Origin of the sequence: Stieleria bergensis (assembly GCA_007745635.1) — a bacterium.
GTDB lineage: Bacteria > Planctomycetota > Planctomycetia > Pirellulales > Pirellulaceae > Stieleria > Stieleria bergensis.
This window is the reverse complement of the sequence record CP036272.1, coordinates 1,284,917-1,310,257: the sequence shown is the minus strand read 5'-3', so window position 1 is coordinate 1,310,257 and position 25,341 is coordinate 1,284,917. Positions and strand designations below refer to the sequence as shown.

Annotated in this window: 18 protein-coding genes; 1 reads left to right on the top strand and 17 read right to left on the bottom strand. The window is 55.9% G+C overall.

Annotation, left to right across the window (positions count from 1 at the left end; translation table 11 throughout):
• Window position 1 precedes the first annotated feature (1 nt).
• From SV7mr_RS04305 to SV7mr_RS04245, 13 genes are all read right to left on the bottom strand, one after another.
• The gene (locus SV7mr_RS04305) at window positions 2–2,203 is read right to left on the bottom strand and encodes a hypothetical protein (RefSeq protein ID WP_145269549.1); all 2,202 of its coding nucleotides are present in this window, start codon (window positions 2,201–2,203) and stop codon (window positions 2–4) included.
• Window positions 2,200–4,233 carry a BatA domain-containing protein gene (locus tag SV7mr_RS04300; RefSeq protein WP_145269547.1) on the bottom strand — a complete coding sequence of 678 codons (2,034 nt, stop codon included), beginning with the start codon at window positions 4,231–4,233 and terminating at the stop codon, window positions 2,200–2,202. The genes SV7mr_RS04305 and SV7mr_RS04300 overlap by 4 nt, the downstream gene beginning before the upstream one ends.
• The gene (locus SV7mr_RS04295) at window positions 4,233–5,228 is read right to left on the bottom strand and encodes a DUF58 domain-containing protein (protein ID WP_145269545.1); all 996 of its coding nucleotides are present in this window, start codon (window positions 5,226–5,228) and stop codon (window positions 4,233–4,235) included. Before SV7mr_RS04295 ends, SV7mr_RS04300 begins: the two co-directional genes overlap by 1 nt.
• Window positions 5,229–5,279: 51 nt before the next feature.
• Entirely contained in the window at window positions 5,280–6,308 is a 1,029-nt protein-coding gene (locus SV7mr_RS04290) for an AAA family ATPase (RefSeq protein WP_145269543.1), read from the bottom strand.
• 54 nt (window positions 6,309–6,362) lie between these two features.
• Window positions 6,363–8,375 (bottom strand): arylsulfatase, encoded by a 2,013-nt coding sequence (locus SV7mr_RS04285; RefSeq protein ID WP_145269541.1) that lies wholly within the window; start codon window positions 8,373–8,375, stop codon window positions 6,363–6,365.
• A gap of 153 nt (window positions 8,376–8,528) precedes the next feature.
• A complete protein-coding gene (locus SV7mr_RS04280; protein ID WP_145269538.1) occupies window positions 8,529–8,984 on the bottom strand; it encodes a YraN family protein in 456 nt (151 codons plus the stop codon).
• A gap of 233 nt (window positions 8,985–9,217) precedes the next feature.
• The gene (gene rplS / locus SV7mr_RS04275; protein WP_145269536.1) at window positions 9,218–9,571 is read right to left on the bottom strand and encodes a 50S ribosomal protein L19; all 354 of its coding nucleotides are present in this window, start codon (window positions 9,569–9,571) and stop codon (window positions 9,218–9,220) included.
• A gap of 124 nt (window positions 9,572–9,695) precedes the next feature.
• Window positions 9,696–10,427 (bottom strand): tRNA (guanosine(37)-N1)-methyltransferase TrmD, encoded by a 732-nt coding sequence (gene trmD, locus SV7mr_RS04270; RefSeq protein ID WP_145269534.1) that lies wholly within the window; start codon window positions 10,425–10,427, stop codon window positions 9,696–9,698.
• 83 nt (window positions 10,428–10,510) lie between these two features.
• Complete coding sequence (rpsP, locus tag SV7mr_RS04265; RefSeq protein ID WP_145269532.1) at window positions 10,511–10,930, bottom strand: 30S ribosomal protein S16; 420 nt, start codon at window positions 10,928–10,930, stop codon at window positions 10,511–10,513.
• Window positions 10,931–11,032: 102 nt separating this feature from the next.
• Window positions 11,033–12,508, bottom strand: a complete 1,476-nt coding sequence (gene ffh, locus SV7mr_RS04260; protein WP_145269530.1) for a signal recognition particle protein — start codon at window positions 12,506–12,508, stop codon at window positions 11,033–11,035.
• A gap of 334 nt (window positions 12,509–12,842) precedes the next feature.
• Window positions 12,843–13,421 (bottom strand): HAD family hydrolase, encoded by a 579-nt coding sequence (locus SV7mr_RS04255; RefSeq protein ID WP_145269528.1) that lies wholly within the window; start codon window positions 13,419–13,421, stop codon window positions 12,843–12,845.
• A gap of 196 nt (window positions 13,422–13,617) precedes the next feature.
• On the bottom strand, window positions 13,618–14,859 hold the full coding sequence (locus tag SV7mr_RS04250) for a GspE/PulE family protein (protein ID WP_145269526.1): 1,242 nt from the start codon (window positions 14,857–14,859) through the stop codon (window positions 13,618–13,620).
• A 134-nt stretch (window positions 14,860–14,993) separates the two neighbouring features.
• Window positions 14,994–15,992, bottom strand: a complete 999-nt coding sequence (locus tag SV7mr_RS04245; RefSeq protein ID WP_419188074.1) for a bile acid:sodium symporter family protein — start codon at window positions 15,990–15,992, stop codon at window positions 14,994–14,996.
• A gap of 195 nt (window positions 15,993–16,187) precedes the next feature.
• Between SV7mr_RS04245 and SV7mr_RS04240 the strand changes: the two genes are divergently transcribed.
• On the top strand, window positions 16,188–17,471 hold the full coding sequence (locus tag SV7mr_RS04240) for a hypothetical protein (RefSeq protein ID WP_145269521.1): 1,284 nt from the start codon (window positions 16,188–16,190) through the stop codon (window positions 17,469–17,471).
• 79 nt (window positions 17,472–17,550) lie between these two features.
• On the opposite strand, the gene SV7mr_RS04235 is transcribed toward SV7mr_RS04240, so the two are convergent.
• The 4 genes from SV7mr_RS04235 to SV7mr_RS04220 all read right to left on the bottom strand — a co-directional run bounded on the left by SV7mr_RS04235 (window position 17,551) and on the right by SV7mr_RS04220 (window position 25,296).
• Window positions 17,551–21,144 (bottom strand): cytochrome c biogenesis protein, encoded by a 3,594-nt coding sequence (locus tag SV7mr_RS04235; protein ID WP_145269519.1) that lies wholly within the window; start codon window positions 21,142–21,144, stop codon window positions 17,551–17,553.
• 102 nt (window positions 21,145–21,246) lie between these two features.
• Entirely contained in the window at window positions 21,247–22,389 is a 1,143-nt protein-coding gene (locus SV7mr_RS04230; protein WP_145269517.1) for a hypothetical protein, read from the bottom strand.
• 446 nt (window positions 22,390–22,835) lie between these two features.
• Window positions 22,836–24,311 (bottom strand): helix-turn-helix domain-containing protein, encoded by a 1,476-nt coding sequence (locus SV7mr_RS04225; protein ID WP_145269515.1) that lies wholly within the window; start codon window positions 24,309–24,311, stop codon window positions 22,836–22,838.
• A gap of 118 nt (window positions 24,312–24,429) precedes the next feature.
• Window positions 24,430–25,296 (bottom strand): hypothetical protein, encoded by an 867-nt coding sequence (locus tag SV7mr_RS04220; protein ID WP_145269513.1) that lies wholly within the window; start codon window positions 25,294–25,296, stop codon window positions 24,430–24,432.
• Window positions 25,297–25,341 lie beyond the last annotated feature (45 nt).

Sequence of the window (25,341 nt, the reverse complement as noted above, 5' to 3'; positions counted from 1 at the left end):
GTCAAATGGCTCCCGCCCATTTCCGGCCAACCCAAAACAAGGAGAGGCCGGCGATCAAGGTTAACATCACAGCCGGGTGATTCCACCACTGGATGCGTTTGATCTGCTGATCACTGGCCAGAGCTTGATTTGCCGTGGCAACCAGACCGGCAGCGTCCGTGATTTCAAAACTCTGCCCGCCACCGACCCGTGCGATCTCGTTCATGATATCGCGCCGGGCGGGTTCACCGATTCCGTCAGCGGCCAGTTCATTGACCACAATCTCTGTTTCCAGCGGTTTGGCTGCTGGAGGCTGCCCGGGGGGCGTTTGTAATCGGACCGTCCAGCGTCCGGCTTTCGGAAAGGCAAAGTCTCCATTGTAAACGCCCCAACCTTGGTCGGCTGATTGCAACTGAAACCGCAGCTCGCCGCCGTCGCTTGACTGAGCAATCAGCTCGACGGTCGGTTCTTGCAGCGGTTGCCCGTCGACCGTCATGATGCTGGCTCGAAAAGCGACGGGGACTCCCGCATCTGGCTCCTCCGGTTGATACGATAACCTCATCCGTTGTCCAACGACCATGTTTCGCTGATAGGCCATCCAGCGAATTACCTGTCCCCAAAATCGATAATGGTACTTGTCTTCCACCCCCATCCGCCATCGCCAGGCCGAATCGGTTCCCATGTAGAGCACCTTACCCGCGCCTGCCGACCGAGTCGCCAGCAAAGGCACCCTGCCGAACGAATTCACCTTATCTGCATGCACCGCCAGCACCTGACTGCCGGGCTTGGCTCTCAGTGCAGCGGCATGCCAGTAGAACCCTGGCAAGGACTCCCAAACGGACCAATTGTCTTTTGGATCAGCGGACAACTGAGTCAACAGACTCTCCCGACCGGCTCGCGACAAGACGAATGCCCCTGGTTGTTCAGCACCGCTGCCTTTGGGACGCGCGACATCCATTTCAACAGGAAAGAGCGCTGCCAACGCCGATCCCTGCAACGACTGCTGCAACCCGCGCGGTCCCGGCATCAAAACCAGACCACAAGCTTGTTGTCGAACCAAATCAGCGAGCTGTTCGGCCTGTTTGACGCTCAGGCCTTTCTGTCCATCGGCAGACGTCTGCAGTGGCACGTCTCCCACGAAGATCACATCAAAGCCAGCCAGCTGCTCGGCGACCTGTGGAAACTGTTCGATATAGTCTTTGCCGCCACCACCCTGCCCTTTTAGATCCGGCTGATACAACAGACACTGAACATCGATGCCTGGATCACGAATCAAAGCATTGCGAAGATACCGAAACTCCCAGCGTGGGCGACTCTCGATCACCAATACCTTTAACGCCTCCGGCCGCACAACAACCTGTCGGCTGAACTGGTTGTTATTGGGATCACTTTCACCGGGCAACTCTGGAACATCAACCGTCAATTGATAGGTCCCCGCTTGGGAAGATTGCCACTGCAGGCGACCATCGTAGCGACCATTGGCAGACACTTGAACCGCTTGCGTCGCCACTTCCGTCACACCGCCTTGTTCGTCTTCAGCCAATAACCGCACGCTGATTGACTGCGTTGTTGAGAAGCGATTGCGCAGGGAGATCGGGATCCCAATCGAACGATCGACGACTGCAAAGGCTGGGATCTGAGTTTGCATCAACTGAATGTCTGGCAAGCGCTGCTCACTTCCAACGCTGACGGTGTGCATCTGCCACGCATCAGCGAACTGCAGCGAGTCCTGCAGCACTTGATCAATGGGTGACCGTCCCCGATTCCACTGCCCATCGGAAACCATGACCATGGCCAGCGAATCTGGATGATCAGCGCATGCCTGCCGCATTGCCAACGCTAAATCAGAGCGTCCGCCGTCCTGGTCTCCAAACGGAATGACCCTTCGCCTGATGCGCGAATCCAGATCATCCCAGGCTGCAGATTCCATCAGCGCATTCGCTGCGGACAAGCGGGACAGTCGTTCGCGTTGTTGGTTGCCTAGGGCATCGGATGTTTGCATGCTGTCCGTTTGATCGACCAAAATGACCAGGTCGCGCTGCTGGTTTTGCCTCACGGGAACCAGCGACTCTGGCTGCCACGCAAAAAACAACACCACCGCGACAATCAAGACGCGTGCGGCCTCGACAATCGCCACCCGTCGACGGCGGCCACTGCGCTGCCAAATGGTGACAGACAATAGGATGACCGCTCCCATCGCCACGATGCTCAACAAAGCCATCATGAACGGCCTCCTTGATCCACTGGAGTCGTCCGGGAACTCAATGCCATCGCTTTGGGCTTTGCCATGCCACCCTGCAATGACAAACAGGCCTCGACGATGAGTCCCACGATCACCAACATCCAAATGGCTGACCAGACCTCCTGCAGAAGCCCCGATCCTGGACCGACACTGGATTGAATCGTGTTTCGATTCCAATCCCAATCTGGAAAGGCTTTTGTAAAATCACTGTCCCCGTAGTCCTTTGCCAGTGCATCAGCAGCGGGCCGATTGACGGCAACCCACTCATCTGAGTCGGCTGATTCAAGCTCCACTTGATACACCCCTGCATGATCGCCAAAGGCGCGACTGGCAAACTGAGAATCACCGCACAACTGGGTCACGAAAGACGCATCCATGTCTCCAGAGAGTCCACGAACCTTTCCAGCGGTTTGCTGTCGCGTTTGATTGGGCATCTCTGTCGCGGCGCGAGTGACTTGATGCAACAGATAAAACAACGCGGCTCCTTGATTGACCCACTGGCTATTGCGATCGGTCACGTCGGCGCCGCAGAACCAGGCCTTGCCACGTCCCACCTGCCGACTGCCGATCAGGGCTTCTCCGGTCGCTTCATCGACGGCTTCGGCAACCAATTCCCCCGCGATGGAGCAGTTTGAGCGATAGGCAAACTCCAGCGGCCCCCACTGCCCTGACCGCTCTTGGTCTCGCTGCCAAGCGTTCCATCGCACCGATTGAAACTCGTTCGTTTGTGTTGCCGTTTGCAACGTCGCAGGCGGGAAGAAAACAACCTGACCGCCACGTTGTAAAAACGCGTCGATCTGCCGCTGATCATCCACACCTGGCAAGTCTCCCTGCCACAACAGAACTCCCAAGTCTGCCAACGCTTCATCATCCAGTTCATCACTTTCAAATGCCACCGTGCCTAAAACATCGGCGGCACCCCAAAGCGCATCACTGCTGGCCTGCATCACCAAGCCCAACCTGATCGCATCGGCAGGTGTGCTGACAAAATACCACCGATTGTCTGCTGGGTTGGAATCAGGCGGCAAAGCCACCCAACCGAACCGCTGCTGATCATCGTCGCCCAAGGGAACTCGCACATTCGTTTGTTGGTTGACAACACCTTGAATCGGCACTTGAACCAAATGCGTGACTTCGCCGACGTTGACCTGAACCTCAACGGACTCTGACTGACTTTGATCTGGAGGCTGATCCTGAATGACTCGCAGCGACATGACGAGCTGATTTTTTGAGGTCGCTTGTTCATGCGCGGCAGGCAGACTGACTTGGCGCAATGACTGGACTTCAATGGAACGATTCACACCGGGATCAAGTGCGGAATCATCAACGACAAACTGTTCGACTTTCAGGTCAGCGGTCGATGCTTGAACGCTTTCCTTGATCGCTTGCCAGGCAGGCGAATCAAGCTGCCACGCCGCTTGGCTGTTATCGCTGCAAATCCATAACTCGGCCTGTGAAAGCTCGTTGGTTGAAATGTATTGAAGCGCCCGCGAGACCAGATCCGGCAGTGTTGCCGCGGAGTCGCTGGGATCGTTCAGCGGCGACCGCAACAGTGTTGCGTCGACGGACATTTCAAGGGGTTCGGCCAAACCGCTGCCAATCACCACACGACGCGCTGGCTGGACGATCTGCAGTGTTTCATCAACTTGCTGTAACAGCAGCGTTTGCAGTGAAACGCCGGACGCCGTTTTGCGCTGCATGGACGCCGATCGATCGAGCAATAGAATCACGGTGCGCTGATTGCCAAATTGCCCGGCCAGGTTCCCCAGCCTGCCGCCCAGCATCGGCCGTAACAGTGACAGGACAATCGCCGCAACAACCACCACTCGGGCAGCCAAGATCAGCCAGCGTTTCAATCGAGCACGCCCGCGGCGATTCTCGCCCGGTTGCTGAAGAAACATGGTTGCCGCCCAAGGCAGCTCGCGATGCCGCCGACGATGGATCAAATGAATCACGATTGGCAACAACACCAATGGCATCAACCACCAGTATTGCGGATGCAAGAAGTTCATCAAAACTCCTTGCCGCGATCGGCGGGACCACTGGCGGGACCACTGGCGGGACCAGCGGGCCCGACGCTGGCGCCGCCTGCCGAGGCTCGCTTGGCCAACAAGGTCGACAGCAATTCTTCCAACGACTGATCTTGGACCATCAACTGGTAATCTATCCCGGTGTCTGCAGCGATGTCGCGGAGCTGTTGCAGATGATGATCGTAAGCTTGCCGGTAATCGTGAGCGACTTGATCTGGATCGACAGAATAGGTCTGATCATTCTCCATATCCAGCAGGCGGACCGGTCGATTCCAACGGGGCTGCAGCTCTTCAGGATCCGCTAACTGCAAGAGCACCACATCATGCTTGGAATGCCCAAGATGCTCCAGCGCTGGACGCATTGCCTGTGGGGGGAACAACAAGTCGCTAATGATCACCACCATTGCTCGCTGGCGGACGGTCTGAGCCAAATGATGCAGCGCGGCGGGAACATTCGATTCACCACTGGGCTTCAATTGAGCCAGACGGTCAAACAGAATCGAAACTTGATCAGCAGCCCGGCGCGGCGGCAGGAAATTAAAGCCCTGCATGCTGTCCGCAGCCGGCGACTCGGTTCGCGTTTGCTGACGGGGCTGGTTGGTCGTCAAAAGCCCCGCCGCGTCACCTTGAGCGACGGCCATGAACGCCAGCGTCGACGCGATCTGCTGGGTTAACAACAATCGATTGGAATAGCCCATCGAACCGCTGCTATCGACCACCAACACTAAACGCAAGTTTGTATCCGCATCAAACTCCTTGACGTAATATCGCTCGCTGCGACCGTAGGCACGCCAATCCAAACGCCTCAGGTCGTCGCCAGGTTGGTAACGTCGATACTGCGCAAACTCGACACTTGAGCCACGATGGGGGCTTTGATGGCGTCCCGAGACGGTTCCCAATTTACTGCCACGAGCGACCAACGGGGTTACCGCCAATCGCTGTGCGACTTCGGGATCAAAGAAAGGATGTTCGGCCACAGGGAATTCCGATTGCTTAACTGGCCAAACGCTGAACGACGATCGCAAACATCAGTCCGATCCTTGCACCAAGCGATCAATGATCCGCCGCGCTGTCATGCGTTCTGCCTGGGCAGCGAAGGTCAAGACGATCCGGTGTGAAAGCACAGACGGCGCCATCGCCTGGATGTCACACTTGCGAACTTGATAACTGCCATGCAACGCAGCTCGGCTCTTGGCTCCCAGAACCAGACTTTGCACCGCTCGTGGCCCTGCTCCCCAGCTGACCAGCGGCAGTAACCAATCCGGCGCGGTGCCTTCACCTGGACGTGTCTTGCGGACCAACTGAGCCGCGTAACGATACAGATGCTCGGGCACCGGTATGCGACGGACCAAGTCTTGGAAACCAACAATCTGCTCGAGGCTCAACAGCGCCTCCAGATTTGGCTGTTCCGCTCCGGTGGTAAGCCGAGCGATCTCAACTTCCTCGTCTTCGCTGGGGTAACCCAATTCAATGATCGACATGAAGCGATCCAACTGCGCCTCTGGCAGCGGATAGGTGCCCTCTTGTTCCACGGGGTTTTGCGTTGCCAAGACCATGAACGGCGCTGGCAAACGATACTCTTTGCCTAAAACAGTGACATTACCTTCTTGCATCGCCTCCAGCAAAGCCGCCTGAGTCTTGGGCGGAGCGCGGTTGATCTCGTCAGCCAAAACGATGTTTGCAAAGATCGGTCCAGCCATGAAATGAAATTCCCGGCGACCCTCCGCATTTTCTTGCAAGATATCCGTTCCCGTGATGTCCATGGGCATCAAGTCCGGAGTGAACTGAACGCGACTGAACGACAACGAGAGCGTTTCGGCAAACTTGCCCACCAGCAACGTCTTGGCCAGACCAGGCACACCCACCAGCAATGCGTTTCGCTTGGCAAAGAAACAGATCGCGAGCTCTTCAATTGCGGACGCCTGACCCACGATCACTCGCGATAGCTCTTCACGCAATTGCGCATACGTCGCATGCAAACGATCCACTGCGGCGGCATCATCGGCGTCGCCTTTCGGAATCGGTTCGGAAGAATGTATCGTTGGTGACTCAGTCATCAGAATATCGGGCAAGCAGTCAAAACTATCAATCAGAAACGGGCGCCGTCGCGTTTACAGTGGCTGGACACTCAGGTTCAGCTTGACATCTCCGGTTCCCAGCGCGGTCACGGTCACCGGGTGCACTCCCTGCTGGAGGTTGATTTCAGTGCTATACGTCTGACCAGGCTTGAACTGATAATCTGCATCGATCAGCTGTGCATCATGAATCCTGGCAAAGGCGGGGCTTGGAGTGGTCAACGTCACCTTGTATCGTCCGGTCTTAGGCGCCTTCAAGTGTCCCCGAAACGTCACTGCCCCGGGCACATCCCGAGCCACCAAGCCTTTGCTAGCGCCACTGTCTTTGACGGCCACCGAACCGGGCTGTGGAACATAGGGAAATTTGCCTGCATAGGTTTCATAGTTCCATCCCGCTGAAGCAACCCCTTCGAGTGCAGGAATCGGCTGATCATCATAAGGACGCTTGGCCGTTTCGTTGGGTCGACGCATTTGCAGAACACGATCCTTCATGCGTTCATTGAGCCGCTTCATCGCTGGCGACGCACTGGCCAGGTTGTGAAGCTCTTTGGGATCTTTGTTCACATCGTAAATTTCGAAGTCCTGATCGGCGCTGGTGATGTTGGTGCGAACACCTTTGTAGCCATCGAGCATGATGACTTGCATCTGCTTACGTTTCTTGTTGCGTTTGACAGGCTGAAAGTCTTCGTAGCGTGGTGTGCTACCACCGTTGAAGTATTCGACGTAAACCTGACCAGCACGTTGCTTGCCTTGGCCGGTCAGCGATGGAATCAACGAGACACCGTCGGCCCGCGCCGGTGCGGGCGAACCAGCAGCGTCGGCAAACGTTACCATCCAGTCATGGAATTGCGAAGGCGACTCGTTGATCGATCCCGTTTTGATTTTCCCCGGCCACCAAGCCAAGGTGCCAACACGAATACCACCTTCCCAGACATCTCGCTTGGTGCCATCGAAGGGACCATACGACTGGAAGGACTGTGGCGAGTACTGGTGGACGAACCCTTTTCGCGGCATCAAGTAAGATTCATGGTGTGGTCCATTATCACAACTGATCACAACCAACGTGTTGTCATCAATCTTCAGGTCACGCAGTGTCTGCAACAAGTCGCCAACGGTCAAATCAATCCGGCGAACCATGCTGGCAAAACGTTCTTCGACATCGTTCCAGCCTTTGCCAACCGTCTCGGGATGACGATAGCCATCGACGGTGCCCTTGGCAGTGTTGATCATTTCACCCGGCTTGCCATTCCACTGCAGACCGCCTTTGACTCCTTGTCCTTCAGGATAGGGACAGGGCGCAACTTGTAGCGCGGCGTGCGGGGTATCATAGGCGAGATACAAAAAGAACGGCTGCTCGCTGCCTGCTTCAACATGCTTGATGATCCAATCTTTACTGCGGGCAGCAAACAGGTCGGTGGTGTAACACTTGGCCAAGTCTTTGCTGACTTCTTTGTCGTTGTACCACACTTGCTTGGGTTCGCGATGCGATGCTGAACCACCGATGTCCCAAGGTTCCGCTGGATAGTGCAAGTGACCATCGCGGTGACGAACGTATCCATAAAAGCGATCGAAGCCACGCTTGGTTGGATAAGCCGGCCACATCGCAGGCGTGTAGTCATCGTCTTGTCCGTTGACCGCGCCTTGCAGGCCATACTTGCCAACCAACCAAGTTTGATAGCCAGCTGCCTTCATCACGGTGGCAAGTGTGTGGTTGTCTTCCAGAGCTTTGTCGAACTGGTTGTCGCGGACCACGGCATGACCTTGATGAACACCGGTCAGCAGTGAGGAACGACTGGGAGCACAGACCGGCGCCGGGCAATAATGCTGTCGCAACTGCATGCCCTCGGCAGCCATCTGATCCAACATGGGCGTGCGATTCTTGCGCACGTGCTTGGATTGGTTTTGATGCAGCACACCAAAATCGCCCCAGCCCATGTCATCCAACAAAATGAAAATCACATTGGGTCGTGAACCGGCAGCGGGTTCAGCGGCATTGGCGACGGAGCCAAACAGGAGCAGCAAGACAACCAAACAAGAGGGGGCTTTCATGGAGAACACTAAAGTGCGTGGAAAACAAGGTGGGCGGGGCCCCGTATTATAGCTGGAATCATCGATTCTGCGAACCAATTCAGGCGTCGGGATCGCAAGTCGATCAGGCAGATTGCCTTGTGCAGCACTCTGCAGGACGCCGCTTCGACGGGCTTAGGACCACATCTGAAAATCGCCGGTTGCCTCGAAAGCATTTTCGATGTGCTGAACGTGCGCTGGACCGGCCGAGTCATCAGGCCACCAAACGGCGACCACATCAAAACGACAAGCGTGCCCCAACAAACCGCGCCGCTTCAGGAATCGTAGCGCAGCCTGAGTGATTCGGCGCTGCTTGTGCCCATCGACTCGATCCGCCGGATGATCCTGATTGGAGCCCGTCGACGATGGATCACCGACCACAGAAGCCGGTGGCTGGCGACGCAGCGTTTTGACTTCGATAAAGATGATGGTGCGCGTTTTGCGATCGATGGCAATCAAATCGATTTCGCCTGCGTGATCCGATTCATTGACCACGATGATCCGCAGGCCTTTGCGACGCAGATAGATCGCGGCTGCTTGTTCGCCCCGTTGTCCGATCGGGGCAGAGAGATCAATGGAACCGAAACGCATTTGGTCGAGCCAATGGACCACACGCCGAATCGGAACAAGCTTTTCAAATCGGCCCACCACCCAGACCTCTTCGCCGGTTGCTGCCTACGGATCGATGCGTGCAAAGGCTCCCATGCCCGGCAATTCGCAGGGCACTTCAGTGCATACTTGGCGACACTCTGGCAGTTTGTTTCTGCTGCACAGAATCGCTGGTGGTGAGAGAGCAAAGGCGATGGCTGCGAGGCAGCCAGGCTTTAGCTGCGGCGACGTTCTTTCAAGCGAACGGCTTTACCAACGCGTTGACGCAGGAAGTAAAGCTTGGCGCGACGCACAACAGCGCTGCGTTTGACTTCGACTTTCTCGATGCGTGGGCTGTGCACGGGGAACTTGCGTTCAACACCTTCACCGGCAACGATACGGCGAACGATGAACATTTCCTTCGATCCGCTTCCGCTACGACCGATCACGGTTCCGCTGAACACCTGGATCCGCTCTTTGTTGCCTTCCAGAATTCTCAGGTGCACATCGACGGTGTCACCGATATCGAATTGAGGTGGGTTCTCTTTGAGGGCAGTCTTTTCGACCTTTTCAAGAATTGCTTGGCTCATAACTTCTCTCTTGGTATATCCAACCGTGTATTTCCAACCGTCGACTCATCGGCCGGACGACTGATCAACAATTTGTGTTTTTCAAACCATCAGCGGTCACGACAACCGCTGGCGACCTCGTTGGTCATTGACCGAGATCGTCTGTTTGTGATGCTGGCAAGTCAGTTTGCTTTTCCAGCAGGTCACTTCGACGCTGCTGGGTTCGCAACTGACTTTGCTCACTTCGCCACTTGGCGATTGCCTGGTGATTACCGCCCAACAGGACTTCGGGGACCTGATGACCGCGATACTCTCTAGGCCGAGTGTATTGTGGAAACTCCAGCAATCGATTGCCGCTACTGAAGGAATCGTCAATGTTACTGTTTTCGTCGCCCAGCACTCCCGGCAAGAGCCGGACGACGCTGTCGACGATGGTCATTGCAGCGACTTCGCCTCCATTGAGGATAAAGTCACCGATACTGACTTCGGTTGGTTGCAAGATATCAGTGACGCGTTGATCGAAGCCTTCGTACCGGCCGCACATCAGCACCAGACGGTCGCACAAGGCGAACTCTTCTGCCATCTGCTGATCAAAGCGTTTCCCTTGCGGGGTCAACATGATCACTTTGCCTGGTGAGGGGCCCATTTTCTGGACGTCTTCCACACACGGCACGGTGACATCAACTTGCAACAACATTCCAGGACCACCGCCGAAGGGTCGATCATCGACTTTTCGGTGTGGCGCTTTACCTGCCCAATCACGCATGTCGTGACGCTGGATATCGACCAAACCTTTCTTGATCGCTTTTTCCAGCAGGCTTTGCGTCAGGTAACCATCGAAGATCGCCGGAAAGAGCGTGATAACATCGAATCGCACTCCATCAATCCTCGCAATTGAAACCCGCATGCAACGCCAGGCAGCGACCGGGATGTCGCCAACCATCGCTCACCAAGGGCTGCTTACTCGGCAGCAGCTTCGGTGGTTTCTTCAGCAGCAGCTTCTTCAGCGGGTGCCTCTTCAGCAGGCGCTTCTTCAGCGACTGGAGCAGGAGCAGGCTTGGGAGGTGCTGGGGTGTACTCTTTGCGTTTACCCAATCGCTCGAGCGCTTCTTTTTGAGCGTCCAGGTGAGTGCCATCGGTGCCGTACTTTTTGATCAGAACCGCGACCTTTTCGGTGGGCTGAGCACCGACGCTTAGCCAGTGATCAATGCGCTCGCCTTTCAGCTGGGCACGTGCGTCGGTTTCAGGGACCATGGGGTCGTAAAAGCCCAACTCTTCAATCACCCGGCCGTCGCGCGGAGAACGTTGGTCCATAGCGCAGACGCGGAAGAAAGGTCGGTGGGTGCGACCCATCTTTTTCAGACGGATTCGAACAGCCATTTCAAACTCACAAAAGGGAAAACGTTTAATCTGTAAACTGGCGCGGTTGTCGCAGCCAAAAAAATCTAGTCTTGTCTCAGCGTCCCGGCCAGGGAAACTGAATCACTTGCCTTGTCGCTTTTTACGACGCTTTAGCTTTTCGCGTTCTTTACGCATCTTTGCCCGCTCGGCATTGCTCAGTCGCTTGCCAGTGGACCCTTTGGTTCGCAAGCCATCGAGGCTTCCATTACCTTGACTCATGGCGCCCTGCAGTTGCGACATCATCTTGGCTCGGTCCATCACCGAGCCACCAGCCATCGCTTGCATCATGGGCTTCATGAATTCAAACTGCTTGATCAGCTGACTGATCACAGGCGTTTGGACTCCAGCACCTTTCGCGATCCGAGATCGACGTGCAGAGTCAATGACCTTTGGATTGCGACGTTCTTCGGCGGTCATACTATTGATGGCACCGATGGTCTGACGAATCCCGCCAGCCGCTTCATCGCTCTCCAACGCATCCTTGAACTGGCCCATGCCTGGCATTAGGCCCATCATTCGGCCCATCAAGCCTGGCTTGCTGACCTTTTCCATCATGTTTTTGAAATCATCGAGCGTGAAATCGCCCGAAGCCATCTTGGCTTCTAGCTCTTCGCGTTCACGATCATCGACGATTCGGTGAGCTTCGTGCGCCGCAGCGACGATGTCACCCATTTGCAAGATTCGACTTGCCATGCCTTCGGGCCGAAACGGCTCCAAGGCATCAAAATGTTCTCCAGTACCGATGAACTTAATCGGCACCCCGGTGACGTGCTTGACGGACAACAACGCTCCACCACGAGCGTCACCATCAAGCTTGGTCATCACCACGCCATCAAGTTCCAAGGCCTTATTGAAGGCATCAGCACTGTTGACGGCATCCTGGCCGGTCATGCCGTCAACGACCAAGTAAACCTGATCGGGGCTGACCTTCTTGTCAATCTTTGCCAATTCAGCCATCAACTCTTCGTCGATGGCCAATCGTCCGGCGGTGTCGAGAATCACGACCCGCGAACCGAGCTCTTTCGCTCGAGCGACCCCATTGTTGCAAACTTCAACGGGGTTTTTATTGTCTGGTTCGGCGTAGACCGGCACGTCCAACTGCTGGCCGATCACTTTTAGCTGCTCGATCGCCGCCGGACGCTGCAAGTCAGCAGCGACCAACAAAGGCGTGACCTTTTGTTCTTTGAGCAACTGAGAAAGCTTACCGCAGGTCGTGGTTTTACCACTCCCCTGCAAACCACACATCATGATGATGGTGGGGCCTTCCGTCTTGAGGTGCAGCGATGAATCAACGGGGCCCAAAATGGCCGTCAATTCACTTTGAACAATCCCGACCAGCTCTTCCTCGGGTCGCAGACTCAGCAGGACCTTTTTGCCCAATGCACGTTCACTGACATGCTGCATGAAGTCCTGGACGACCGGGTAGCTGACGTCGGCCTCAAGCAACGAACGCTGAACAATGTCCAAACCCTCGCGCATATTGCCCTCGGTAAGCTTGCCTTTGCCGCGCAAGCTCTTAAACGCCGATTGCAATCCTTCTGAGAGGGAATCAAACACTGCCAGTATCTTTCGTTAAACGAGCACCAAGAATAAAGCCCGGTAGTTTAGAAAGCATTCGGGCCGGTTGTAAATGGACAATGGGCGTAGTTTGGCAGGTCTTTTTTGCTCCGGCACAGCCCAAACGTCGATTTACCGCCTGAAAACCCCTCTCCAAGACAAAAACAGCCCACATTAGGGGGCGAAGTCCCGCCAATTGCCAAACTTCGCCTCCCTCTCACTGACGAACTAGACCGCGCCGCTTGCCAACTCGATCGCTCATTTCAAGCTCCAGAACAGCGACCCAGCCGCTAGGCCATCAGAACCCCACAACCTGGCCAGCGCCCCAACCCCTCTAGCGGACTCGCACATCCACCCAGTCCATGCTGGCCGCATCGGCCGCCTGAAAGCCCAGCGGAGAATCCTCGAACACGACGCAGCGGTCAGGCTGCACTCCCAAACGCTCAGCCGCCAACAGGAACACATCCGGGTGAGGCTTGTGGCGCTCGGTGTGCTCGGCGGTGACCAGAGCGTCAAACCAGTCGATAATGCCCAGGTGAGTCAACTGACGGTTGACCGCCTGCAAGTCGCTGCCACTGGCGACCGCCATCGGCTTTTGCCCTCGAAAGCTTTCCGCCACCGCAACCACGCTGTCGAGCGGTTGAACCGTTTCAATCAGCGAGTGAAAGTGATCTTCTTTCTGCTTGGCCACCGCATCCGAATCGGCCTGCACCCCCTGTTGCTCGCTAAGCACCTGCACGATCCGAGCACTGGGCATGCCACCCATGGCGTAGAACGTGTCCTCAGGAAATTCGATCCCATGCTTCAGTAAGGTCTCGCGCCAGGCGACGTAGTGCACCGGCATCGAATCGGCAAGCGTGCCATCGCAATCAAAGATCAAGCCGTCGTAGGATTCGAAATCAGTTGGATTCATGAAACAGCCGCGTGGTGAAGACGAACAAAATAACGCGGGCAATATCCGCCAACCTGCCGCCAGCAGCAAGACTGAACTGTCGTGAATTCAAACAAGGGCCACTGAAAGGCCGAATGCCTGTCTGCACGCCAGATTCGAACCCCGAACCTGTCAGCGAAGTGCGCGCAAGCAAGACGCTGCCAAAAGGGGACACCAACTACTTGCCGGCGTAGATGGCAGCTTGTTCAAGCGACACGATTCCATGAAAGGCCTTGCTGAGCGCACTGACGCGTAGCGTTTTCATGCCGTCCTTGATCGCTTGCTTGCGCAGATCATTGACGGATGCATTTTCGAAGATCAGATCACGAATCGCTTCGGTGATCTCCAACATCTCATAGATTGCCACTCGACCACGCATGCCCGAACCGTTGCATTTCTGGCAACCTCGCCCGGTGTGAAAACTCGCCTTGGCAGCCTGCTCTTCGCTGATCCCCAGAGCTTTTAACTGGGACGGAGTCGCTTGAGTGGGCGTGCGACAACTCTGACACAGCCGTCGCAACAATCGCTGAGCCACAATGATGTTCAGCGCCGAGGTGATCAAGAATGGCTCAATTTCCATGTCACGCAAGCGCGAGATCGCCGAAACCGTGTCATTGGTGTGCAAGGTTGACAACACCATGTGACCGGTCAAGGCAGCCTGAAACGAAGTTCGCGCTGTTTCGGTATCGCGAATCTCACCGACCAGAACAACATCCGGGTCTTGCCGCAATGTCAGCCGCAAAATCTGAGCAAAGTCCATGTCCAGTTCACGCTGCACACTGATCTGCGTGATGCCAAAGACGTTGTACTCCACCGGATCTTCAATCGTGGTGATATTCCGCTGCATCTCATTGAGCCGATTGAGCGCCGAGTACAGCGTGGTGGTTTTGCCGCTCCCGGTCGGCCCGGTGACCAAGCACATTCCGTACGGCTGGCCGGTTGCCTGGGCCATCAACTGAGCCTCACGCGCCGTCATCCCCAATTGGGTCATATCTGATTTCAAACCGGTCGCGTCGACGACTCGCAAAACAATCTTTTCACCAAACCGAGTGGGCACACAACTGACACGATAGTCCACGCTGCGGCCATCGATGACCAAGTTCAATCGGCCTTCCTGTGGTCGACGACGTTCGGCGATGTCCAGGTCCGATAAAATCTTCACGCGTGAAGAGACTTGTGCATAGTCCGCCGCCGGACCGGCTGCAATCTGACTCAACACACCATCGACTCGCATCCGCACACGAAACGCCTGCTGATACGGCTCGAAGTGCAAGTCGGACGCGCTGGCATGAAAGGCCTTGGCAAAAATCGAATCGCAAAATGCAACGTTTTCCTGGCCCGTCTTGGAACCCTGTTGGTCTCGCGAGGATACGGGGCCCGCGTTGGATTGCCCTGCTTTGATTTCCGGAGGTTGATTCATCGTGGTCGACCAGGCGAACGGAACAGAAGAAACTTGCTGCACCAGTTTAACAGAAGCCTGCTCGCCGGTCGCGGGCCACAGACAAGGCCCCGCCAGTGAACGCCGTGGCAGCTAAACCACTGACTCAATTCGTTTCAAACTGAATTCGCGTCTGACTCGGCCTCAGGACGCCGCTTCCTGTTGCGCCAGCGTTCGACGATCAGTGTGTCGGCGAAGAGCTGCAGAACATGATAGATCAGCATGGGCAAGACGCTGACGCCGCAATCGATGGCAATCTGCAACCCAACCATCAGTGTCTTCTGACTACCCGAGATACCGACGGCGATCTGCTGGTCGCGCGGCAAACCCATTAACTTGGCGGACCCAACACCGAAACCTAACGCAATCAAATGAACGGCCAATGCAGCGATCGCCACCAGCGGCAATGAACCCAATAAGGCTTCCTCAGATTGCTCGCTGAAGATGCGGCCCTTGATGGCCCCAAAAAACACCATCACCAAAATGCCCAACTGAGCCGCCGTCGAGATTCGCTTTTTGTTGCGGTCGGCCCATTCGCCTAAGCCTCTACCGGTCAGACCGCTGCCGGTCAAACCGCCGCGCCGCATCACCTGAGCAAGCACCATCGGCAACACGACAAACAACGCCAGCTTTTTCATCTGTGCCAGCAACGGCACCTCAGCGTCAACCGCCAACGCAATCCAAACTCCCACCGGAACCACCACCACACAAGCCAGATTCGTGACCGTGGTGGCCACCATCGACACCGAATCATCACCCTCTGCTTTTCGAGTCCAGACCGAGGCCGAAGCCAGCGTACAGGGCACCAACGAGGCGACCATCAACCCGCCAAACATCGGATCCGACAAAAACAGCTGCGTCGGAAAACAAAGCATCGGAACCAAGAACATGTTGGTCATCACGGCCAAAACACTGGCCGTCGGCTGCTTTAAGCTCCGGCGAATCGCATCCGGCTTTAAGGTCACCCCCATCGCCCACATCACCGCAAACACCAACGCACTGCGCAGCCACACCTGATCGGCGACAGCCTGCATCGCAAAGGCCCCAAAGTGCCCAATTGCATAGCTCACAGCTAATGCTAGCAAAAACCAATTGCTGCGAATCCAAGCTGGCATGGGAAACGGTCTACCGTTAAACAGGGTGAACGACATAGAATCGGCAACGATCTTTGCTGACTGCGACGGATCGCAGCCAGATCGGTGAGCTTAATCGTAGCTCATAAGCGCGTCAGGTTTAACGCCAGACCGGATGAACCTCTGCCCAGGGGTCACCCAATGAGCGTCGTTTCACCCACTTCGATAGGTGCATGGATGCATGAACGAACAGAGCGAGCCGTGGCTCGGATTTTGTTCGTTTTCTGCTGCGCCCTGCCGACGTTTTTGATTCTGTCGGCAATTTTGTACCGCAGCACGCCGTGGCATCAAAATGCGGTGCTGGCCAAGTTTTCGCAGCAACTCGGTCGCGAACTGGGGCTGATTGTGAAAATGCAGCAATGCCAGCAAGTGGCCCCGGGCAAGTACATCCTGCACTCGGTCAAGCTGATCGACCCGGAAACCGAATCGCACTTGGGCAGCATTCGTCGCATCGATTATTTGCAACAAGACGACCATCTGGGAATCGTGTTGCATCAACCAGAACTGCAGTCCGCAGGCCTCCAGCGGACCTGGCACCTGATCCACGATCGGCTGATTAGCTCAGCCCAGCACACCGTGGTGCCGATCTACGTCACGGCTCAAGACCTGACGATTCGCAGCAAGCTAGGCGCGTTGCCGCTGGCTGAAGTGACTGCCAAGATCACGCCCGAGGAAAACGGCATTCGCTTGGTTGCCAGTGCCGGTCACCCAGACAAATCCGGCGAACCACTGATCCAAGCTGAATTGTTCCGCGACCGCAGCGACGACCAACCACGAACTGAGCTGACCTTGTCCACCGTTGGCACCGCCCTGCCCTGTGCCGCCATCGCCGACCACGCCAACTGGGTTCACAAGCTGGGACCGGACGCCGAGTTCTTGGGCACCCTTCGCTGCAAGCAAACCGACGATGCCTGGAAGATTGATCTCAGCGGTGCCAGAATCCAGAACATGCACCTCAGCTACCTGACCGACGAACTAGCACATCGTGTCACAGGCACTGCCACGCTTGAACTGCATCAGTTCACGCTCTTGCCGGGCCAATCGATCGACGCCAGCGGCATCATCCATGCTTCGGGAGTTCGTTTCGAGGCTCCCCTAGCACACTCCCTGGATCAATTACTGGGGCTGCAGATCGATGCCAGTCGCTGGGAACAGAATCCGGGCGGGATCGAATGCCGCTTGGCCGCAATGCATTTTGAAATCGCCGATGAACGCTTGCAACTGACAGGCATCTGCGACCGCTTTCGCGAAGGCCTGCAACCGAATGTGATCCTATTCGGGGCCGGAACAGCGTTGGCCATGACCCCAGAGAGTTCCATTCGCAGCGATCGCGTCACCGCGGTGCTGTCACCACCAAGCCGCATGCTGAACCGGTGGAACCAAGTGCTGCTACCGACCGCGCCACGAGTGCAGCTTTCGACGGCGCCAAGTGCAAGCATTCGCGGCGTACGTCCCCGTTAATCACCAGCCAGCGACAGCGTGAAACCGTCGACATCGTTACCAACGCTGCAAGCAGGCTGGCAGCGAGACTGTTGATCGATCAGGCAAGCGGTTCGACTGGCTTGGTGCTTTGGTTGGGTTTCTGCTTGGTTGCAAGCGCGTAAACCACGCCGATTCCCATCACCAGCAATTGGCTGGCCCAGAAGATACACAACCAGCGCAACATGCCTTCGCGGAATCCATACGCGTGGAATCCTAGGCCCAGTTCGTTGGTCCCAAAGAAACTCCACGCCGTGATCACGTTGCCAAAGATTGCCAGGACGGAATAGCCCAGCCCTTTGACCAGCGCTCCCCAACGAGCGTGCAGCAGCAAGGCGTTCCAAATCACGATCAGCAGTGCTCCGTTCTCTTTCGGGTCCCAGCCCCAGAAGCGTCCCCAACTATCGTCGGCCCACAGGCCACCGAGGATCGTTCCGATCGTGCTGAACAAGATGCCAAAACAAGTCGCCGCATACATGATCCGATAGATCGTTCGCGTGACTTTCTCGGGTCGGTTGAACAGCGTTGCAAAGATGTAAAAGATCCCCAGGAATCCGGCAACAAAGGTGGCAAAGTAACCGGCCGTCACAGTCACCACGTGAGTGGCCAGCCAAAACTGAGTGTCAAGCACAGCCTGCAGGACCGGCATCGTATCCCCGTCGGCCAGGCCGTAAGCCACTTGCAAGGACAGCAAGCCAGAGACCGATGCCAAGGTAATGCCGATCCCAAGTTTAAAGATCCGGTCAGCCGCCAAGCCGAAGATCACCGACAACCAACCAATGAACAACGCTGCGGAATACAGGTTGATGACCGGGGCGCGTCCGGTGATGTAAATTCGGCAGCCCAGTTCCAAGGTCTGGACCGCACAGGCGACAACCAGTATCCCAAAGACGACGTTGCGACTCGCTCGGGAACCAGTTGCCAAAAAGCCCAACGCACCGGCCAGAGCCATCGCGAACAAAGCAATCGCACAGCGGCTGGGATGTTTGTATTCCTGCCAACGTTCCAAGCTGATCTTAGAGAGATTCACGCCGGGGATGTCATACGATTGCGTCAGGGCCAACTGCTGATCAACAGCCGCATTGAAGTCAGCGTACGACGGTTCCTCTGCAAAGTAGGCTTCAACCATTTTGGTGTAGGGATTACTCCGCGACTCTTCTGGCTTCTGGCCTCCCTGCATTTCCTGGAACAGGTCCATCAAGTGCATATTGGCGTACACCTCCCAATCCAATTCCGATCCACTCTCGGCGGCGACTTTGGCATCCTTCTCGCTGGGCGGAACAATCCGAGCGACGTCGGCCACATTGTTCCGGCCCATCCTTTGTTGCAGCAAACGCAATCCGGTTGGTCCTTGCATCGCTTCGATCGGCAGCACCTGAAAGGCATTGGTCAGAGTTTCGAACTGACCGACTCGGGAGGCCAGCTCAAGTAACTTGGCTTCTTTGAAGGAGCGTTCGCCTTTGTCTTTTTGCACTGCGGCGTTGATGAGTTCCTGAACCTTTTCGCCGTTCCTGGTAATTTCGTTCAGCGAATACAACTTGCTTTTGCGCCGCTCAACGCCGATCTCCGCCTTGACTTCGTCAGCATCGATGCGGAACATTCGCAGGTCACGGATCTCCTTGGTATTTCGGCTTGATTCCAACAGCCACTGGATGGCCGACATTCTGGTTGCCCCGTTCAATCGTTCCTTCATCTCAAGCGGCGGTTCATCAAGTTTCAGCGAAGACTTATTGCTGATGGTGGTCAGAGCCATTTTGGCAAACGCATCCAACGGCATGATGCGGCCCTTGTACTGTGCTGGAACCTTGCCCGCACTGTAATAATCGAAGGACTGATCGCGTTTAGACGGCACCATCGCCTGCCAGGGCACCAGCATGTACAGCGCAATCAGCGCGGCAACACCTGCTCCGGCAACGACAGATCGAATCGGATAAACCTGCGGCTCTTCCTCACGACGCGTCTCTCTTTCGCGGCGAGAAATGAATCGCTGCAAGGTGCCAAGAAAATGGAACAGCATGCCGACAGCAATCACGCTGCAGGCGACATAGGGAATCAACCAGCCCTTGTTTTGAACCACTTGCAAGCTGGTCCACTCTTTGCCGCTAGGGAGCTTTTGGTAACTGCTTTGATAAAAGGTTTCACCACGATAACGCAAAGGATTGTTCATCCAGATTTCATCACGTCGCTCGATCTCGTTTTCCAAATCGACAATTTTGATCGTTGATCGATAGTCGCGTGGCGTTTCGGTCCCGGCATAGTTTTCCCGCTTCACGTCGTAGAGGTGAATCCAAAACGGTTTGACCTCACGACCGAATCGCAAGCCGACATCGTAAGTTTGCTGGCCCACAGTGATCGATTCAAAGAGCTCCTCTTCGACTTCACGAAGCGTCAATTCGCTCCGTTCAGTGAACTCAACGCTAAACAAGAACGTTCCTAGCGAGGACTCATCTTCCTTGTTCAACAGTTCAACGTAGGCGGCTGGAAAATTCATCTCGCTGTTCGCCCCACCACTGGTCGGACGATCCACGGCCTGACGGAACATGCCATTGCCAACGGTTGCCAGGTTTTCCTCTGGATCCGCCTTGGAGGTCACCGAGTTAGGAAAGAACTTCAGCACGCGCAGGTTGACGGGCAAGGAATCATCAACGATCGTTGTCTCGTTTTTCAGGCTATCGATCAGCCGGCTCGCTGGGACAAAGATGACATCCTCTTCGGTGTCCGAAGATTGAATGAAGGCCAAGCCGACTCGGCCTGTATCAACGGTCACGTTGGTGGATTCGCCCTCCACCAGCGAAACGCGTCGCTCTGCTTGCTGGTCTCCAAAAGCAAATTGTCCGACCATCAAGACAGCGACACCGATGTGCAACAACAAGTTGCCGCCCTGTTGTCCAAACAGAAGATGACATCCGACCATCAGAATCAAGCCGACTCCGACCCCTTTGCTGAGCTGCCAAACAATCCGCAACCCTGAATCACCGATGGCCCAATCGCCAACTAACGTCATCAGCAGCGTCGCCCCTAGAATCGCCGCGCAGGCATAGCCGATGTAGCGCATCGCACGGTGCTTGGAGGGATGCGAGACCGCCGCGATTCCAACGGCACTGATCCCCAGCGCAACCTGGCACAGCACCCAAAACTTCCCATAACTAATGGGCGGTGCACCTTGCAGGCCGGCTGCATCGTTGCCGCTTTTAACAACCAGGAATCCAACCACGAAGCCGACAATCAAAAACAAAATGCCAGCGGCCAGTTTGCCACCTTGCGCTTTGACCTTAAAACTGGTGACCTTCGCTGCAGCCAAGTTGATCAATAGCATCAGCCCAATCAAAGAACCGCCCGGAAACGGAATCCAGGTCCAGGCGCGATCACCGATCTCAAGACCGATCTTGCCGGAGTGCGGGAAGAACGATTGTGGAGCCCAATCATCAAAGTGCAACTGGGCAATCCAGGACACAAAGTAACGCTGCTTGACCTCCTCCATGTTCATTTCATCTTGGGCCAGTGTCCCGACCAAGACCAGCACCAAGGAACAGGCGAACAATGCCACCGTCCATTTCAGTGACGCCAACGCGGGAAGCCATCCCTTGACAAACCAAGCTTGCGAATCAACCGTTGCTGGTTGGGTCTCGCCAAATTCTTTTGTTGCGGTAGCCATATCGTTTACTGTCTGATGAACCAGTGAAATGTATTGTTAGCAAGCACCTGATCGCTGCGGAATCGGCTAGCGATGAGTGCCTAGAGCGGCGAGGTTGACGCGTTAGAACTTGAGCGACTTCAAGAACGCAGCAGTATTCTCTTGCTGCTCTTTGATGGTTTCCGGTGGCCCGGTCGCCTTGATGAATTTGCTTTGGCCTGTTCCCAATGGGACGATCGTTCCATCGATGGCGATTTCGGCAGACTCAGGTCCGAAAATGATAAACCGAAACGCCTCGCGACCTGAAACGGTCAATGTTTCCTTGGCGTCCAGGATGGCCTTCAATTCTTCCTCACTAGGCGCTTTCCCGAAGACTTGGCCGACCCAGCGGGAGACATTGGCCTCGAAACCGCCGCCGAGTGTCATGACCGTCAGCTCCGCCTTTCGTTCAGCAGGCCCAAACTCGAAGGCCGCTTCTCGCATACTGCGCATTTCCCCCGGCCGCCAAGAGTCGGGCTGCTCAAAGCCCAAGCTGGGATCAGGTGCACCTGAGGACGCAGGCCCAGGGGACATCGCACCTTGGCCGGAACCGGAACCCATCATCCCCTGCATAAACGGAGGCATGCTGGACGGGCCGGAACCCTCCGGAGGCGTGCCGGTAAAGTCAGCCCACACAGACTTCTGATCCTCTGCTGCTGGCGCCGCCGCAACAGCGGTCATCTCAACACCGCCAGCCCAGGGCTCTTCACCGTTTTCTAAACCGACCTGCTTGCGCCAACGATCGACGTTCAATTTAACGTACGCATCCCAATCCTCTTCGGGAGCTCCCAGAGTCGAGATCGAGAAGTCGAGTTGCTTGTCTTCAGTGTTAATATTGATGGTGGCGAATCGCATCATGCCCGGCGCGGTGCGTTTCCAGCCCTCGGGCAGCTGCTCCAACACTGGCTCTCCCGCGTCCGTAAACTTCACTTCACTGACAAAATCCTTGACCTGATCAGCAACCGTCTGCACGGCATCCTCTGGCCCCACGATTTTAAAGAACCACACTTTGTCGCCATGTGGCACCATCGCGGCAATCAGACGCTGATCACCCGGCAACAGAGCGTCGGGGAGCTGCTTGGGAATCTTCATCACGTCAATCGGCTCTGGTCCTTGATCGCATCCGCTGACCATGATCAGCAGTGGGAAGACCGCGAGAATCCCAGCAATGGCACGGAGTCGAATCGTCCACCGTGAGGGCAGACGGCGGCGCATAGAATCACTCATTGAAGAGTATCCAGAGTTATTCGAGGTGGGAGGGGAGGCGGGTTGGCCGAATCTTGTCGGCAATAGTATAGACGCGCGATAAGGTTTCCTCGTACCCACCCAGCAGGACGTAATTGTCGCACTCGTTCCCTTAAGTGGCTGTCTTCGGGCATTTGACACCGCCCAAGAAACCGTTGGGCAAGTCCTCCAGACGGGACTTCTAAGCTGGCATCTCACCGGAGCGTGCCGACAACTTGGCCAGAACTTGCCAAATCACCGGGGCTCGCCAACTCTGCGGTCACTTTGAACGCAGGCCAAGAACGCAGGCACAGAACGCCAGCACGAACAGGCTGGCATCCAACCACCCACAGACTGCCCACAGGAATCGCGAGGCAAATAAAAAACGCGGCAGATTGCCGCGTTTGAGGGTGCTTGATCGCGGCAGGGTGCCGCATGCATTGATGAAACTACTGATTCCAGTTCATCAAATCGATCAACGCCTGTGTCAGCTGATTGACTGGCTGACTGCTGCCTTCGTACATCCACATGTTTCGCAGCAAGTCGGTCATCAGCATGCCGCAGATGCACAGTGGGATCAGAGTCAACAAGAGACCGCAAACTTCCCAGGTTGAAAACGGAACTTCAAAACTTGCCGGAGCACCAACGGCCGCCGGTTCACCGACCGGGCCTGCACCATCACCGAACGAGTCCGTCGCAAAGGCTTCCTGTGGTTGCTCCTGAACAGGCTCAGCAGCGAAAGCGTCCGCTGTCACTTCTTGCGGCTGACCGAAATCCGCCATGGCAGCACCTGCAGCGGCGACACCCGCCCCGCCAAAGTCGCCACCGAAGTCAGCGTCGCCAAAAGCGTCTTCGACATCGACGATCTCGGAGTCTTCCACTTCGATGATCTGTGAACTGTCGTCATCCATATCGAAGTTCATCTCAGATGGCGAAAGCTGGAACTCTTCGTCCGCTGCGCTCCCACCATCATCCATTCCTTTGATGCTGGAACCTTTGGCGACGTTGCTGCCGTCAGAGAGTTCCGCTCCCAGGTCAAGCGCCGAGAGGCTGCTACCGGCCAAGTCCAAAGGCTCACTTTCAAGAGACAAACCGCTGTCGCTGGGGCTCATCAGGTTGATGCCACTATCACCGGCAACGGAGATATCTCCGACGCTATCAAGCATGATTTCAGCGTCATCATCGGCGATGACCAAATCATCATCGTCGGCCAGGGCGTCGTCGTTCACGTTGGGGCTCACGCCGCCTAGGCTGTCGAGTCCCGATGAGTTGAGCAAACTCTTGCTATCGCCACTGATCAAACCGCTTCCAGCTGCCTGCTCTTCGCCCAGCAAATCCAGCTCGCTCAGCACGTCTTCGCCCGAAGAGCCTTTGATAGGAGCGTCGGTTTGCCCGCTATCAAGTTGTTTCATTAATTCCAGGCTGCTGGCACCTGGAGCCGTACCGACTTCTTCACCAGAGAAGGATGCCAAGTCGAGGCTTTCCGAGTCATCGCCGATCATCAGTTCATCGCTGTCGGCGTCGGCCAGTCCCAAGTCATCATCGTTGGCTAAATTCAACGAATCCATTTCGCTGGCGACTTCCGCTTTGGCAACCGGTCCCGTGCTGCCTTCTTTGGGATCAATGGCAAGGTCAACCGAATCGTCGCTGCCAAACAAGGCAGGATCGTCTAGCGAGAGCTCTGCGGAGTCAATTTCCTTCAGCGGTTCGCTATCCAGACCGGTCAGTTGCAAATCTAAATCGTCGTTTCCACCGGCACCGCTATCGGCGATTTCATCGGCAAGGCGATCCAGATCGGCCGGGGCGAATTTCCAGCTTGATCCATCACGGAATCCACGAACAAGTCCTTGACTTCGATACTCTACCAGCTGTTCGGAGCTAATCCCTAGCTTTGCTGCGGCTTCTTCAAGAGACAGATAAGACATTGGCGCGACGCTTTGAAAAGTACAAAAGAAGGTAGCGATTGGGTCAATCGGACAATGTTGACACAGATTTGTGAGGGAAACCCCACTCTCTACCCTTTAGCTCGGCCATAGCGAACCGTTACTTAACCTCTGTCGCCATTTGGCGAATTTCCTGGGGAAGTGGCGCGGTTGCGTTGAACGTGAGGGCAAAATCTGCATCAATAGGCCGGCTCGATTTCAACTGAATCTTGCCTGACCCGTCGATATGATACACAGCGATTTGCATTTTTCTGGTGTGAATTACCGTAATTGTGTGACTTCCTGATGAACTGACTCCACTAAAAACGATCAGATCACCCGCGGAGCCCACATGAGGCGTCGAATCCTCAGTGCTTTGGGGGGTATTTGGCGGTGTTTGGCCAAAAAACGCTGGGTTCTGGGCGACCGGAACCGAATCCGCCGACTGCTGAGGCGTGTTGAAAGAGCCCGCCTGCGCAACCGGAAAACCAGCATCACCGGGCGACTGCGGCGGCGGTTCAACGCTGGGAATCACCGGCCCCATCCTGGGCTGTGCCCGCTGAGCCACCGGCATGATGACGCGAAAATCCTGATGCGGCGGCTGCCCCGGATCAGCACCGCTTTCGTCATAGGTCGCTGTATGTTGGGTCGCTGTAGGTGGGGTCGCTTTATAGGGCAATTCCACATGGTGATTGCCTCTGATCCCAGAGAGTGCCGCCGCACGCACTCTCTGAGCACGAAAGTCTGCATCGGCACCGGAATCGGCAACCGGAGTCGCAGCGGGACTGGAGTCTGCGAATTCAGGAGCCTTGGTCACGATTCGGTCCATTGACCAACTGTCATCACCGGCGTTCCCGGCGACCATCGGCCACAACATCGCGCCCACGCAGGCTGCCAAGAACACCCCGATCGCGGGACGCTTCGAGACCTTTCCCGGCAAAGATGGTAGGGAGTCACTGCGATCACAGATTTGCGGTAAACGATTCATTCGCTGCAGGTTTCCAACGAGTCACGACATGCGAGAAAAGCACTG

Excerpts from the sequence above, each read along its gene's own strand:
- SV7mr_RS04305 (WP_145269549.1), bottom strand. The coding sequence starts at position 2,203 with ATGATGGCTTTGTTGAGCATCGTGGCGATGGGAGCGGTCATCCTATTG.
- SV7mr_RS04300 (WP_145269547.1), bottom strand. The coding sequence starts at position 4,233 with ATGAACTTCTTGCATCCGCAATACTGGTGGTTGATGCCATTGGTGTTG.
- SV7mr_RS04290 (WP_145269543.1), bottom strand. The coding sequence starts at position 6,308 with ATGACTGAGTCACCAACGATACATTCTTCCGAACCGATTCCGAAAGGC.
- SV7mr_RS04285 (WP_145269541.1), bottom strand. The coding sequence starts at position 8,375 with ATGAAAGCCCCCTCTTGTTTGGTTGTCTTGCTGCTCCTGTTTGGCTCC.
- SV7mr_RS04280 (WP_145269538.1), bottom strand. The coding sequence starts at position 8,984 with ATGCGTTTCGGTTCCATTGATCTCTCTGCCCCGATCGGACAACGGGGC.
- rplS (WP_145269536.1), bottom strand. The coding sequence starts at position 9,571 with ATGAGCCAAGCAATTCTTGAAAAGGTCGAAAAGACTGCCCTCAAAGAG.
- rpsP (WP_145269532.1), bottom strand. The coding sequence starts at position 10,930 with ATGGCTGTTCGAATCCGTCTGAAAAAGATGGGTCGCACCCACCGACCT.
- SV7mr_RS04255 (WP_145269528.1), bottom strand. The coding sequence starts at position 13,421 with ATGAATCCAACTGATTTCGAATCCTACGACGGCTTGATCTTTGATTGC.
- SV7mr_RS04250 (WP_145269526.1), bottom strand. The coding sequence starts at position 14,859 with ATGAATCAACCTCCGGAAATCAAAGCAGGGCAATCCAACGCGGGCCCC.
- SV7mr_RS04245 (WP_419188074.1), bottom strand. The coding sequence starts at position 15,992 with ATGCCAGCTTGGATTCGCAGCAATTGGTTTTTGCTAGCATTAGCTGTG.
- SV7mr_RS04240 (WP_145269521.1), top strand. The coding sequence starts at position 16,188 with ATGCATGAACGAACAGAGCGAGCCGTGGCTCGGATTTTGTTCGTTTTC.
- SV7mr_RS04235 (WP_145269519.1), bottom strand. The coding sequence starts at position 21,144 with ATGGCTACCGCAACAAAAGAATTTGGCGAGACCCAACCAGCAACGGTT.
- SV7mr_RS04230 (WP_145269517.1), bottom strand. The coding sequence starts at position 22,389 with ATGAGTGATTCTATGCGCCGCCGTCTGCCCTCACGGTGGACGATTCGA.
- SV7mr_RS04225 (WP_145269515.1), bottom strand. The coding sequence starts at position 24,311 with ATGTCTTATCTGTCTCTTGAAGAAGCCGCAGCAAAGCTAGGGATTAGC.
- SV7mr_RS04220 (WP_145269513.1), bottom strand. The coding sequence starts at position 25,296 with ATGAATCGTTTACCGCAAATCTGTGATCGCAGTGACTCCCTACCATCT.